The sequence below is a fragment of the Kitasatospora nipponensis genome, assembly GCF_039528135.1.
GTDB classification, from domain to species: Bacteria; Actinomycetota; Actinomycetes; order Streptomycetales; family Streptomycetaceae; genus Kitasatospora; species Kitasatospora nipponensis.
Map to the genome: position 1 here is coordinate 26,546 of NZ_BAAALF010000061.1, position 13,550 is coordinate 40,095.

Annotated in this window: 9 protein-coding genes; 3 read left to right on the forward strand and 6 right to left on the reverse strand. The window is 74.1% G+C overall.

Features of this window, described 5'->3' with window-relative positions:
* Window positions 1–463: 463 nt before the first annotated feature.
* On the reverse strand, window positions 464–2,293 hold the full coding sequence (locus ABD323_RS18600; RefSeq protein ID WP_344442813.1) for a DEAD/DEAH box helicase: 1,830 nt from the start codon (window positions 2,291–2,293) through the stop codon (window positions 464–466).
* Between the two features lie 279 nt (window positions 2,294–2,572).
* On the opposite strand from ABD323_RS18600, the gene ABD323_RS18605 reads away from it, so the two are divergent.
* A complete protein-coding gene (locus tag ABD323_RS18605; RefSeq protein ID WP_344442814.1) occupies window positions 2,573–3,004 on the forward strand; it encodes an SsgA family sporulation/cell division regulator in 432 nt (143 codons plus the stop codon).
* Window positions 3,005–3,016: 12 nt separating this feature from the next.
* On the opposite strand, the gene ABD323_RS18610 is transcribed toward ABD323_RS18605, so the two are convergent.
* Genes ABD323_RS18610 through ABD323_RS18625 form a run of 4 tightly spaced genes read right to left on the reverse strand, consistent with a single transcriptional unit; the run spans window position 3,017 to window position 10,216 of the window.
* On the reverse strand, window positions 3,017–5,548 hold the full coding sequence (locus tag ABD323_RS18610; protein ID WP_344442815.1) for a phosphatidylglycerol lysyltransferase domain-containing protein: 2,532 nt from the start codon (window positions 5,546–5,548) through the stop codon (window positions 3,017–3,019).
* On the reverse strand, window positions 5,545–6,876 hold the full coding sequence (locus ABD323_RS18615; RefSeq protein ID WP_344442816.1) for an alpha/beta hydrolase: 1,332 nt from the start codon (window positions 6,874–6,876) through the stop codon (window positions 5,545–5,547). The genes ABD323_RS18610 and ABD323_RS18615 overlap by 4 nt, the downstream gene beginning before the upstream one ends.
* Complete coding sequence (locus ABD323_RS18620; protein WP_344442817.1) at window positions 6,873–7,508, reverse strand: class F sortase; 636 nt, start codon at window positions 7,506–7,508, stop codon at window positions 6,873–6,875. Before ABD323_RS18620 ends, ABD323_RS18615 begins: the two co-directional genes overlap by 4 nt.
* A 29-nt stretch (window positions 7,509–7,537) precedes the next feature.
* Window positions 7,538–10,216, reverse strand: coding sequence for a phosphatidylglycerol lysyltransferase domain-containing protein (locus ABD323_RS18625; protein ID WP_344442818.1), 2,679 nt, complete (start codon window positions 10,214–10,216; stop codon window positions 7,538–7,540).
* 293 nt (window positions 10,217–10,509) lie between these two features.
* Here ABD323_RS18625 and ABD323_RS18630 point away from each other — a divergent pair, with 293 nt between their 5' ends.
* A complete protein-coding gene (locus ABD323_RS18630) occupies window positions 10,510–11,775 on the forward strand; it encodes a polysaccharide deacetylase family protein (protein WP_344442819.1) in 1,266 nt (421 codons plus the stop codon).
* Window positions 11,776–11,977: 202 nt separating this feature from the next.
* The gene (locus ABD323_RS18635) at window positions 11,978–12,655 is read left to right on the forward strand and encodes a hypothetical protein (RefSeq protein ID WP_344442820.1); all 678 of its coding nucleotides are present in this window, start codon (window positions 11,978–11,980) and stop codon (window positions 12,653–12,655) included.
* A gap of 27 nt (window positions 12,656–12,682) precedes the next feature.
* Here ABD323_RS18635 and ABD323_RS18640 read toward each other — a convergent pair.
* On the reverse strand, window positions 12,683–13,550 hold an 868-nt coding region (locus ABD323_RS18640; RefSeq protein ID WP_344442821.1), incomplete at its 5' end, for an MFS transporter.

Below are 13,550 nucleotides of genomic sequence, written 5' to 3' on the forward strand. Positions count from 1 at the left end.
GGTGTCGCGCGCAGGGGTGGTGGACGCGGGGGCGGACCGGCTGCGTCGTCATTGGCACACGCGGTCCTGCGGCGCCCGGGTCGGAGGTTGTGCCTTCAACAGAGCGTGGGGGAAAAGTAGTAACTGTTGGGCCGCTGCGGAAGTGCTTGTCCAAAATTCGGTCATGATCGATATATTTGATTCGGACTTATCCGGGCAATACCCACGATTCGACGGACCTTGAGCCGCCCTGGAGGGCCACCGGGTCCGGTACCCGGACAGACACGCTCCGTCCCGGACCCTCACCGGCCACTCCCGGAACACGCTCAGCGGTCACCCAGGGGTCACCCAGACGGCTCCCAGGGACCCGTGATCCGGGCCCGGGTCCAACCCCGGTCAGGAGCCCGGATCAGCGGCGCGGGATCGGCCCGGGATCGGCCCGGGGTCGGCCCGGGATCGGCCCGGGATCGGCCCCGGAGAGGCCCTAGTGGGCCCACTCCTTCACCTTGGCGATCCGGGCCTTCAGCTGGTTGACCGTCGCCTGCGCGGTGAGCGGCCCACCGCACTGGCGGCGCAGCTCGTTGTGGATGGTGCCGTGCGGCTGGTTGGTGCGGTGGTGCCAGGCGGCGACCAGCCCGTTCAGCTCCTTGCGCAGCTCGCGCAGCTCCTGGTGGGTCACCACCGGGCGTTGCTCGGCCGGCAGCTCCAGCAGGTCGGCCTCCTCGGCCGGTTTGGAGCGCGAGCGCTGGATCTGCCGGTGCTGGCGCTTCTGCAGCAGCATGTGCACCTGGTCCGGCTCCAGCAGGCCCGGGATGCCGAGGTACTCCTCCTCCTCCTCGCTGCCCGGGTGCGCCTGCATGCCGAATTCCATGGCGTTGTAGAGCACCCGGTCGAAGACCGCGTCCGAGCCGAGCGCCTCGTAGGAGAGCTCCTCGCCGCCGGCGCCGTCCGGGCCGTCGTTGGCCCGCTCGGCCTCGGCGAGCAGCCGGTCCTCCTCGTCGAAGAGGCCGTCGCCCTCCTTCTTGGGCCGGTCCAGCACGTGGTCGCGCTGCAGCTCCATCTCGTTGGCGAAGCCGAGCAGCATCGGCACCGAGGGCAGGAAGACCGAGGCGGTCTCGCCGCGCTTGCGGGCCCGCACGAAGCGGCCCACCGCCTGGGCGAAGAAGAGCGGGGTGGAGATCGAGGTGGCGTAGACCCCGACGGCCAGGCGCGGCACGTCGACGCCCTCGGAGACCATCCGGACCGCGACCATCCAGCGGTCGTCGCCGTCCGAGAAGTCGGAGATCCGCTGGGACGCCTCGGCCTCGTCGGAGAGCACCAGGACCGCGCCCTTGCCGGTGATCTCGCGGATCATCTTGGCGTAGGCGCGCGCCGCGTTCTGGTCGGTGGCGATCACCAGGCCGCCGGCGTCCGGGATCGCCTTGCGCACCTCGGTGAGCCGCTTGTCGGCGGCCCGCAGCACGTTGGGGATCCACTCGCCCTGCGGGGCCAGCGCGGTGCGCCAGGCCTGGGCGATCAGGTCCTTGGTCATCGGCTCGCCGAGCCGGGCCTCCAGCTCGTCGCCCGACTTGGTGCGCCAGCGCATGTTGCCGCTGTAGGAGAGGAAGATCACCGGGCGCACCACGTGGTCCGCGAGCGCGTGCCCGTAGCCGTAGGTGTAGTCGGCCACCGACTTGCGCAGCCCGTCGGTGTCCTGCGCGTACTGGACGAAGGGGATCGGGTTGGTGTCCGAGCGGAACGGCGTGCCGGTCAGCGCGAGCCGGCGGGCGGCCGGTTCGAAGGCCTCGAAGCAGGCCTCGCCCCAGGACTTCGAGTCCCCGGCGTGGTGGATCTCGTCCATGATCACCAGGGTCTTGCGGGCCTCGGTGCGGTTGCGGTGCAGCATCGGGTTGACGCCCACGCCCGCGTAGGTGACCACGATGCCGTGGTACTCCTTCGACAGCGGACCCGAGGAGTACGCCGGGTCCAGCCGGATCCCTATCCGCGCCGCCGCCTCGGCCCACTGCTTCTTCAGGTGCTCGGTGGGGGCGACGACGGTGATCTGCTGCACCAGGTGGTTGTGCAGCAGGTAGGAGGCCAGGGTGAGCGCGAAGGTGGTCTTGCCTGCGCCCGGGGTCGCGACCGCCAGGAAGTCCCGCGGCTGCTTCTCGATGTACGTGTCCAGCGCACCCTGCTGCCAGGCACGCAGCTTCCCGGCGGTGCCCCAGGGGGCCCGGCCGGGGAAGGCCGGCGACAGGTGGTGCGACCCGGGCGCACCGGCGGCCTGACGGACCGGCGCGTGCACCTCGGTGGCATCGGAGAACAACGGCGACATGGCGGAAGCGGCTGGCGTACTCACGGTCTCCGAGGGGGATCGTCGCAGGTCAGGGCGGTGGTATCGGCCCAGCCCACGGAAGGGAGGCGATCGGACAACCCGCCTAGCCTACCGGGCCCCACCCCTCGACACGCCTCGACACAGGGGCTACCGGCCACCGTCACACCGCAAGGAGACGTGACCTGGATCACCCGTCCGCCGCCCCCGAAGCGGGTAATCGCCGGCCCGGTGCGCACTCTCCTCCCCTGTCAGCAGCGCCGACCCCCAGGAGCCACCACCGTGCCGCACACCGCCGTCGAGCAGACCGTCCGGGCCCGTCTGATCCTCTCCGCGCACTGCTCCAGCGAACTGTTCGTGACCCTGCGCTACCGGGCGGTGGACCCGCTGGCCGTGCGGATGCTCTTCCCGGCCGCCTACTCGCTCGACGAGCCGCTGGAGCCCTGCGAGGGAGCCGAGGTGGTCTGGGTCTTCGCCCGCCGGCTGCTGGCGCAGGGCCTGGAGCTGCCGACGGGCCTGGGCGACGTCCGGATCCGGCCCTCGCGCGGCGCCTACACCCTGGTGGAGCTGCGCGCGCCCGAGGGCGTCGCGCTGCTCCGCTTCGAGGCGGCCGACCTGCACCGCTTCCTGTGGCACAGCCACCGCCTGGTGCCCGCCGGCCAGGAGGGGCGCCACCTGGACCCGGACCGGGCGCTGGCCGAGCTGCTGGGCTGAGCGGTGCGCCGCTCAGCCCGACAGCCGCCGCATCAGCCGCACCCCCTGGCTGGGCGTCAGGTGCGGCAGGTAGGCCTTGCCGATCGCCCGGGTGATGCTGGGCAGCGCCGCCGGGTCGGGGTAGAGCATGTACATCGGCCGGTACTCGGGCTGGAACTTCGCCTTGAACGCCAGCAGCGAGCGGAACCCGTACACCGGCTCCAGGCTGCGGCCCATCCAGTCCAGCATCCGCTGCAGGGCGGTGGGCGGCTCGCCCCGGTCGGCGCGGGCCAGCGGGGCGCCGGACAGGCTCAGGAAGTCGGCGCCCTCCTCCTTGAAGCCGAGCGCGGCGGAGGCGATCAGGAACTCCGTCACCCCGCGGAAGCCCTCCGAGCGGCGGCGCATGAAGTCCAGCGTCCAGCCGACCGGACGGCCCTCGCGGTAGACCGGCATCCAGCTGGTCAGCCCGTGCACGGTGCGGTCGCCGTCGATGGCGACCAGCACCCGCACCGCCGGGTCGGCGAGCTCGTCCAGGCCGCCCAGCGTGAAGCCCATCTCCGGCAGGCCCTTGTCGGACACCCACTCCTCGGAGATCGACCGGATCTGGTCGCGGATCTGCGGCGGCGCGCTCTGCCAGGTCCACCACTCGGCGGTGATGCCCTGCTTGCCGGCCTTGTTCAGCGAGGTCCTGATGTCCTGCCACTTCTTGCCGGTGAAGGCCAGGTCGGGCAGCGGCACCACGGTGTCCTCGGCCACCTGCAGCGAGCGCCAGCCGAGTTCCTCGCCCTGCGCCAGGGTCTGCGGCGTGACGCTGTAGAAGCAGGGCGTCCAGCCGCGCGCGTCGCAGTACCGGGCGAACCCGGCCACCGCCCGGCGACGCGCCGCCGGCTCGCCGAACGGGTCGCCGGTGGTCAGCGCGACGGTGGCGATCACCCGGTAGGGGACGGCCGCCTCGCCCGCCTCGTCGAACCAGTAGTGGTTGCCGTCCCAGGTGGAGATGAAGGAGAGCGTGGAACCGCCGTGCCGGGTCAACAGGTCGCGGGCGCGGGCCGCGTCCGCCGCGTCGACGTGCACCCACGGGCGGCGGAAGGCCAGCAGCAGGGCGACCAGCGCCACCGCCCAGAAGAGCAGCCCGCAGTAGGTCTCCACCGCCTGCGAGGTCCCGCCGACCGGCACCGGGGAGCTCAGCACGAGGTCGGCGTAGGCCGGCGGCAGGAACTCCGCCGGCAGCCCCCTGGCCAGCGCCGCGAGGGTGGCCTGCGAGGCGTACTGGTCGCGGACCAGCCAGCCGATCCCGACGTACGCCGTGCAGGTGGCCACGAAGGTGGCGCCGATCACCGCCGTCAGCCGGGCCAGGTCGCGGGCCGGCAGCCGCAGGTCGAAGCGCCGGCGGGTGGTCAGCAGCAGGGCCAGCACCAGGAACGGCAGCAGCAGCGCCTCCCCCACCAGCTGCCAGACCACGGTGGTGCCGCCCAGGTCGGCCGCCTGGTCGAGCAGCAGGTCCAGCAGCCAGCCCAGCAGGGCTATCCAGATCGCCTGCACGATGACGGTCAGCCACCAGGCCAGCCGCAGCCCGCGGCGCAGGCCCTCGGCCAGCACCAGCAGCAGCACCGGGACCAGCGCGGCCATCAGCCGCCCCGGGGAGTCGAAGAAGTGCAGCGCGGCCTTCAGGTGGGCGCAGTCGTCGGCGGACACCGAGCAGGAGTACTCGATGTCCTCGGCCGTCGGCGGACGCGAGAAGTAGAGCTCGCTGAAGGTGTTGAACGGGCCCCGGGCGGTCTCGTAGAGCGAGGCGACCAGCGGGCCCAGCGCCGAGGCGACCACGCACAGGGCGACCAGCACCCGGCTCTCGGTGTGCGAGGAGCGGCGCGGGCGGCGCAGCCGTTCGGGGGTCATCAGCAGGCCCGCCAGCAGCCCGAAGGCCACCCCCGCGACCCGCTGCACGGACTGCAGGTGGCCGACGTAGAGCATCATCACCAGCGGCACCAGGACCACCAGCAGCTGCAGCCGCCGGCGCCAGAGCGCCACCAGCCGAAAGCTCAGCGCCGCCGCCACGCTGCACATCCCCACCAGCGGCCCGGCCCCGATCTGGCTGTCCAGGCCCTCGGTCCAGTCCTCGCCCACCGCGATGCCCAGCCGCACCAGGCCCACGCCCGCCAGGGTGCCGAACACCTGCCCGCCGACCAGCAGCACGGCGGTGCGCAGCGGGCCGAACCGGCGCTCGGCCGGCGGGCCGATGACCAGCCAGAGCAGGGACGTGGCCAGGTACACGCCGATCCCCGAGCACCAGAGCAGCGAGCTGAAGGGGGACCACCAGTGCCCGGCGGAGAGCGTCGGAACGCCCACCCCGACCTGTCGCAGCAGCTGCTGCGAGGGCCCCGCGCCCAGGCTCGCGGTGGCCGCGCCGACGACCCAGAGCAGCACGACGAAGGTGAGCGTCAGCGGGGCACGGGCCGCGGCCCCGCCGAGCGCCGTCGCCACGGCCACCGGGCGGCGCCACCGGCCGACCGCTCCGGGGCTGCTCGGGACCTGCTGCGACTCGCCGGTCGGCAGGGGCGCCGTCACCGGACCAGCCCCATCCGCTGCGCCATCCAGGGCAGCTGTCCGGCCAGGCCGCCGCGGAAGACGTTCCAGTCGTGGGCGCCGGGCAGCTCGGTGTAGGTGACCGTCATGCCGGCCTGCCTGGCCGCCTGGAAGGCGTGGCGCTGCTGCGGGCCGAACTCGCCGTCGCTCGCGCCGACCACGAAGGCGCCGACGGTGTCCGGGAAGCTGCGGCGGGCCATCACGTGCAGCGGGTCGACCGCGTCGAAGGCCGCCTCGTCCCCGCCGAACGCCTCGTCGACGGTCCGGCCGTGGCTGCCCAGGGTGGGCTCGTCCTGGCCGGAGATGTCCAGGAAGGACCCGTACAGCTGCGGGGCGTTGACCGCCAGCTGCAGCGCGCAGGTGCCGCCGAAGGAGAGGCCGCCGATCGCCCAGGCGGTGCGCCCCTCGGCGGTCTGCAGGTGGGTGTGCACCCAGTCGGGCACGTCCTGGGCGAGGTAGGTCTGCACCTTGGCGATCTTCGAGTCCATGCAGAGCGTGTTGCTCCAGTCGGAGCCGATCGGGTCGACCACCAGCACGATCGGAGCCAGGCCCTGGTGGCCGGCCGCGAAGGCGTCCATGGTGTCGGCCATGCCCCCGGAGTTGACCCAGTCGCCCGGCCCGCCGGGCTGCCCGGCCATCAGGACCAGGACCGGCAGCAGCGGGCGAACCGGGGCCTGGTAGGCGGGCGGCAGGTAGAGGTAGGCGTCGCGCGGCTGGAAGCCGGAGCGCTGGCCCGGCAGCGCGGTGGTCGAGACGGTGCCCTTGGCGGGCAGGCCGGCCGGCGGCTGCCAGACCTCGCTCAGCGCCCGGCCCGAGGGCGCGGCGGTGGTGCGGTCGGCGCGGCTGCCCACGAACGCCGGGGTGTGGTTCAGCCAGGGCGCCAGCAGCACCCGCAGGGTCGGGTACTGGTCGAACTGCCGGTTGATCTGCGAGCCGGACATCAGCAGCACCAGCAGGGCCGCGACGATCGCCGCGCAGCGGCCGCGCCGGCGCAGCGGGGGGAGCCGGAAGAGCGCCAGCAGCACCCCGAGCAGGCCGATCCCGATCCAGAACAGCACCCGGCGCGGCAGACCCTCGGGGAACGGCTGCCACCAGGAGTCCACCGCGTAGTGCAGCAGCACGGTGGCGGCCAGGGCCAGCACCACGGCGCAGGGCAGCCGCCGGGTCCACCAGTGCGCGCTGCGGCAGACCGCCAGGCCCAGCAGCGCCGCCCAGCCGGCGACCAGCACCGCCGTCGGGATCACGCCGTGGGTCAGGTGCCACTGCAGGGGACCGTGCAGGGCCAGCGAGCGGCCCGGGGCGGCGGTCATATGGAGTTCCGGTGGCCGGTGAGGTGCGCGTAGACCACCACGTTGCCCAGGTAGCCGCGGCCCTTGGCGTAGCCGCCGCCGCAGGTGATCAGCCGCAGCTGGGGGTCGGGGGTGGCGCCGTAGACGCGCCGGTCGGGGAAGGCGGCGCGGTCGTAGACCTCGACGGCGTCGACCAGGAACCAGGCGGTGCTGCGGTCCTGGCGCAGCACGTCGATCCGGTCGCCGCGGTGCAGCGCGCCCAGGCCGTAGAAGACCGCCGGGCCCCGGTCGGTGTCCACGTGTCCGGCCAGCAGGGCGGTGCCGCGCTGGCCGGGGGTCACCCCGTCGCGGTACCAGCCGGCCAGGTTGCGCTCGTGGTCGGGCGGCGTGGCCAGGTGCCCCTCGCCGTCCAGGCCCACGCCGGTCACCGGCGCGTCCACGCCGATCGCCGGGATCGTGATCCGCACCGGGCCCGAGGCCGACATCGGTGTCCCGCTCACTCCCGGGTGGCCGACGCCGGCGCCCTGCGCCTGCGCGGCGGAGGGCGCGGGGGGCAGGTGCGGCGTACTGCCGTCCTGCACCAACCAGGCGCCCACCACCATCGTCGCCCCCAGGGCCACCGCCCCCGGCCAGGGACTCCTGTGCCCGCCCACCTGGGCTCCCGTCGTTCAGGCATCGCTCGTCACGTGTGCTCAGCAAAGCTGGACGCACCAGGAGCCGCATCGGTTGCGCCGCCGGGCGGGTGAGCTTCGCCGGGCCCCTGCGCGGGGCGCTCGCCACGGCGCAGCGAGCGGACGCTGGGCAGCCGCGGGCGGACCAGGAACCCCTCGGCCAGGCCGTTGGCCAGCGCGATGGCCGGCAGCTCGGAGGACTTCTCGTAGAGCACGAACCGCGGCTCCCAGGCCGGCTGGTACTTGGCGTTGGCCCGGTAGAGCGACTCCAGCTGCCACCAGCGGGACAGGAAGCGCAGCGCCGTGCGGCACAGCCGCAGCACCGGACCGGCGCCGATCCGCCCGCCCTGCTCGAAGATGTAGCGGAACATCGCGAAGTTCAGCGAGACCCGGGTGAGCCTCAGCTCACCGTGCGTGCCCTGCAGCAGCAGCTCGGTGACCAGGAACTCCACCAGCCCGTTGTCCGACTCCCGGTCGCGGCGCATCAGGTCCAGCGACAGGCCGTGCGCGCCCCACGGCACGAAGCTGAGCAGGGCGCAGGTGCGGTCGTTCTCGTCGCGGCACTCGGCCATCACGCAGTCGCCGTCGGCCGGGTCGCCGAGCCGGCCCAGCGCCATCGAGAAGCCCCGCTCGGTGCGGCCGTGCCGCCAGGCGTCGGCCAGGTGCACCAGTTCGGTGAGCTCCGCCTCCGGGATGTCGCGGTGGCGGCGCAGCACCGCCCGGTAGCCGGCCTTGCGGACCCGGTTGTGGCTCTGGCGCAGCGTGCGCATCGACCGGCCCTCCAGCGAGAAGCCGTCCACCTCGACGATCGCCTCGTCGCCGAACTCCAGCGCCCGCAGGCCGGCGCGCCGGTAGGCGGTGCCGGCCTGCTCGCCGGCCCCGGTGACCGCGAGCACCCAGGCGTTGGCGCGGGCCGCCGCCCGCCAGGCCTCGATCGCCTGCGGCCAGGCCTCCGGGTCGCCGATCGGGTCGCCGGAGGCCAGCGCCACCCCGGCGACCACCCGGTAGAGCACCGCGGCCTTGCCCGAGGGCGACCAGGCCACCGACTTGTCGCGGCGCAGCGCGAAGTAGCCCAGCGAGTCGCGCCCGCCGTGCCGCTCCAGCAGGGCGCGCAGCCGCTGCTCGTCGGGCGGCCGCAGGTGGACGCGGCCGCGCGGGGAGCGGAAGAAGACCCGCAGCACCAGCAGGAAGAGCGCGGCGCCCAGCACGTTCACCGTCAGGTCCGCCCAGCGGGTGACCTCCACCTGCGGGGCCACGTCGGTGAAGCCGGAGACGGTGAACAGCCGCAGCGCCGCGTAGCGGAAGCAGGCGCCCCAGTCGGCCTGCGGGTTGCGGTCGCCGGCGTGCACCAGGACGGCGCCCAGCGTGGTGACCACCGCGCCGCCCAGCAGCAGCACCGACAGGCCGAGCACGGTGTTGCCGCGCGCGCCGCGGGCCCGAAAAGCGCGCCGGCTCGCCAGCAGCGCGCCGAGCAGCAGCACGGTGAGCGTGGCCGAGATCCAGTTGAACGGGTGCCCGCGGTCCTCGGGCAGCACGGCCAGCGCGAGCACCGCGAGCACCGTGTAGAGCGCGACCACGGTGGTCGTCACGATCCAGGCCGCCCGCTTGCGCCGGCGCACCATCACCGCCAGCAGGCCGGCCAGGAGCGCGGCCGTGAAGCCGGCGGTGACCAGCACCGGGGTGAAGAACTCCCCGCTGTTGGCCCGCTCGACCCGCTCGCGGAAGGGGGCGATCAGCCCGGCCAGCAGGTTGAGGACGGCGGCCACCCGCAGGTACCACTCGGCGAGGACGGCGCAGCGCAGGCGCCCGGGCGACAGCGGCGGCTCGGGGCGCGCGGCGGGCAGGTCGGGTCCGGCGGGCGCGGCGGGCCCGGGTCGCGCGCCGATCCCGGCGGGCACGGCGGGCGCGGCGGGGACCTCACCGGCCTCGACGGCGGCCGGCGCCGGCGCGGTCACCAGCGGGGTGCCGGCCAGCCGGTGGTAGGCCGAGGTCTTGGCCTTCACCAGCCGCTGGTGCACCCGGGCGTCGCGGCGCTCGGCGCGGGCCAGCCGCTTGGGACGGCTGCGGTAGCGCCAGCGGGCCCACGGGCTCTGCGGACGGGCCAGCCGGACCGCGCCGACCACCGCCAGCAGCGGGATCATCACCCCGATCAGCCCGGTCCACAGCTTGCCCTTGAGCAGCGTGACGCTCACCAGCACGACCAGCACCCCGATGCTGATCAGCTGCCCGGCCGAGGGGCGGCCCTCGATGCCGCCGAACGGCAGCACCCCGACCAGCAGCAGGGCGATCAGCGCCACCGCGAGGATGACCGCGTCCACCGACTTGCGGCCCTGCTCGCTCCAGTAGACGTCCTCCAGGTGCAGCACCAGGGCGAACTCGTCCAGCACCAGCCCGCAGCCCACCCCGAAGCCCAGCGCCAGCCAGTCGCGCAGCGCACCGCCGCCCCCGCGCAGGCTGAACGAGCCGACGCCGGCCACCAGCATCAGGGTCTGCCCGAAGACGACGTGGTGGATGTGCAGGCCGCCGGGGGTGACGTTGCCGGGCCACCAGGAGGTGCCGCGCCGGATCAGCCGGACGCTGACGCGGATGAAGAGGAAGGCGGCGATCAGCCCGACGAGCAGCAGGAAGAGCGGTTGCCGGCCGGTTTCCACGATGCGTACGTGATAGGCGTCGTGCACCGACTGCCACATGGCCCGGACTCCTCCCGGCGCGTCTGACGCCAGTCTCCTCCTCCCATGTGATGATCCTTCAGTCATATGCGCGAGTCGACACGCCGCCCCCCTGCTCCGCACGGGCGATCACCTCACGCCCTCATCGGAACCCGGGCTCCCGCGTGCCATGCTGTTGGACAAATCGCGCATAACGGACAATCAGCGGACTAGTCACCATAATGCGCGCGCACCAGGCCAGTTCCGCGCCCGGACCGCCGCACACCGCGCCCTCGGCCCGCCGTCCCCGCCCGACCGCCCGAACTGGAGTGACCATGGACGCTCTCTCCCGCCGTTCCCTGCTGGCGGCCGGCGCCGCCACCGCCGCGACGCTCGCCGCCGGCTGCGCCCGCCCCGGGACGGCACCCAAGGCCGCCACCGCGGCGGCGGCCGCGCCGGTGCCGAGCGCGTCCGCCTCCCCCAGCGCCACCTCCTCCCCCACCCCCGCCCGGCCGCCGGCCACCCTGATCGGCGACGGTTCGACCTCCGACACCGGCCCGCAGCCCCACCAGCCGGAGCCCACCCCGCTGGAGCCGGGCCAGCGGCCGCCGCAGTTCGTGGTCTTCTCCTGGGACGGCGCGGGCGAGCTGGACAACCAGCTGTTCTCCCGGTTCCGCCGCCTGGCCAACGAGCACGACGCCTCGATGACCTTCTTCCTGAGCGGCATCTACACGCTGCCGGAGTCGAAGAAGGAGCTCTACCACCCGCCGCAGCACCACGTCGGCGCCTCCGACATCGGCTACCTGAGCGACCAGCACATCCACGACACGCTGACCCAGATCGGCGCCGCCTGGCTGGACGGCCACGAGATCGGCACCCACTTCAACGGCCACTTCTGCGGGGCCACCGGCGGCGGCAAGTGGTCGCCGCAGGAGTGGGAGAGCGAGATCGAGCAGGCCATGTCGTTCGTGATGAACTGGAAGACCAACACCGGCTTCACGGACCTGCCCCCGCTGCCCTTCGACTACCGCAAGGAGCTGATCGGCGCCCGCACCCCCTGCCTGGAGGGCCAGCGCGGCCTGCTGCCGACCGCGGCCAAGCTCGGCTGGAAGTACGACAGCAGCGGGCCCGGCGGACTGCAGGTCTGGCCGCAGAAGATCCAGGGCGGCGCGCTGTGGGACATGCCGCTGCAGTCCATCCCGTTCCCCGGGCACTCCTTCCAGGTGCTCTCGATGGACTACAACATCATGTTCAACCAGTCCGGCGACAACACCAAGGGCAACTCGGCCATGGAGCCGGCCTGGCAGAAGCAGGCCCGGGACTCCTACCTCGCCGGCTTCGACCGCGCCTACACCACCAACCGCGCGCCGATGTACATCGGCAACCACTTCGAGCAGTGGAACGGCGGCATCTACATGAACGCCGTCGAGGAGGTCTTCAAGACCATCGCCGACAAGCCCGAGGTCAGGCTGGTCTCCTTCCGCCAGCTGGTGCAGTGGCTGGAGGTGCAGGACCCCGCGGTGCTGCGCAAGCTGCAGGGCCTGGGCCCGGGCGAGTCCCCGGCCGGCGGCTGGTCGGGCCTGCTGGGCACCACCCGCTGAGTGGGCGCGGACACCGGCAGTAACCCTTTCGGCGCCCACGGGTGAGCGGCCATCACCCCAGGTGGCCCGCCGTTTTGCGGCCCCGGGGCGGTCGGGCTGGGGATGCGGGCCGCCGTCCGAGCCGGTCCCCTGGATCGCAGGACACGGTTCCGCCTACTCCTCCACGGGGACGACCCCGTGACCGCGTCCCGGGAGAACCACCATGCGTGCTCGTCACCTCGCCGGCGCGGGAGCCCTGACCGCGGCCCTGGCCCTGGCCCTCGCCGGACCCGCCCTCGCCAACCCGGTCGTCATCGAGCCGGACCCGGTCACCCCGGGGGGCCAGTTCACGGTGCTGGACGGCGGCAACTGCGACAGCGCCGGCGGCACCGCCACCTTCCGCTCGCGCGAGCACGACGGCGAGGACATCCCGGCGGTCAGGCTGGGCTCGCTGCGCGGGCTGGTCGGCGCGGTCGCCACCGTCCCCGAGCGCGCCCGGCCCGGGACGTACGAGGTCTCGATCCAGTGCACCACCGTGACGAAGAGCCAGGTCACCACCACCCTGACCGTCTACGGCGACGCGAAGCCCGACGCCAAGGGCGCGGCCAAGCCCGACGCCACGGGTGACGCCAAGGGCGATGCGAAGCCCGACGCGAAGGGTGACCCGAAGCCCGACGCCAAGGGTGACGGCCACGGCGGGGCGAAGCCCTCGGCGCAGCCCGCCGCCTCCTCGGCCCCCGCCGTCCAGCTGCCGACCGCCGTCGGCCCGCAGGGCCCCAGCCACGCCGGCCTCGGCGGCAGCACCGGCCCCAACACCCCCGAGACGCTGGCCGGCATCACCCTGCTCGGCACCGCCGCCGCGGCCACCGTCCACCACCTGCGCCGCCGCAGGACCCGCTGAGAGCCGCAGCGGCGGGTCGCGGCCGGCTCAGCCGCCGGCGACCGGACCCGGCTCGGGCCGCGGGCGGACCCGCCCGGCGAGCACCGCGCCCAGCACGGCGACCGCGGTCATCACCAGGAAGATCGCCGTGAACGCACCGCCCGCGCCGCTGCCCGCGTCGGCCGCCGTGGCGGCGGAGACCGCGCCGCCGCCCAGCGCCGAGAAGAGCACCCCGGCCAGGCCCACCAGCAGGACGTTGCCCAGCGCGTCGGACATCTGCAGCGAGGCCGAGTTGGCCCCGGCCGCCGCGGGCGGCGAGAGCTTCATCATCAGCACGCTGATGCTGGCGATCGCCAGGCCCATCCCGATCCCGCCGAAGGCCCAGGCCACGGCGGCCAGCCAGGCCGGCGCGCCGGGCAGCAGCACCAGGGCGGCGCCCGCGATGGCCACCGCGGTGAGCAGCAGGCCCAGCCGGATCAGTTGCTCGCGGTGCCGGTCGGCCCCGGGGCGGCCCTGCAGCCAGGAGCCCAGCGCCCAGGAGAGGCCGCCGCTGGTGAGGGTGAGCCCGGCCAGGGTCGGCGAGAGGTGCCGCTGGGTGACCATCATCAGCGGGATGAACGCCTCGGCCGCGAAGAACGCCCCCGCCGCCACCCCGCGCAGCAGGATCAGCGTCGGCAGCCCGCGCGCGGCCCGCAGCGTGCCCGGCGGCAGCAGCCGCACCACCGCGGGGCCCAGCAGCGCGGCGCCGGCCAGCGCGGCCAGCAGGGCGAGCAGGTCCAGCCGCCCGCCCGCGTACTGCAGCAGCCCCGCGCCGAGCGCGGCGGTGATGGCCAGGCCGATCCGGCGCCCGTTCAGCGCGCCGCCGGGGGCGGGCGGCTGGCGGCGCTCGGCCCGGCGCAGCGCCGGGCCCATCACC

Coding starts and splice junctions, on each gene's coding strand:
- ABD323_RS18600 (WP_344442813.1), bottom strand. CDS start 2,293: ATGTCGCCGTTGTTCTCCGATGCCACCGAGGTGCACGCGCCGGTCCGT.
- ABD323_RS18615 (WP_344442816.1), bottom strand. CDS start 6,876: ATGACCGCCGCCCCGGGCCGCTCGCTGGCCCTGCACGGTCCCCTGCAG.
- ABD323_RS18625 (WP_344442818.1), bottom strand. CDS start 10,216: ATGTGGCAGTCGGTGCACGACGCCTATCACGTACGCATCGTGGAAACC.
- ABD323_RS18630 (WP_344442819.1), top strand. CDS start 10,510: ATGGACGCTCTCTCCCGCCGTTCCCTGCTGGCGGCCGGCGCCGCCACC.
- ABD323_RS18635 (WP_344442820.1), top strand. CDS start 11,978: ATGCGTGCTCGTCACCTCGCCGGCGCGGGAGCCCTGACCGCGGCCCTG.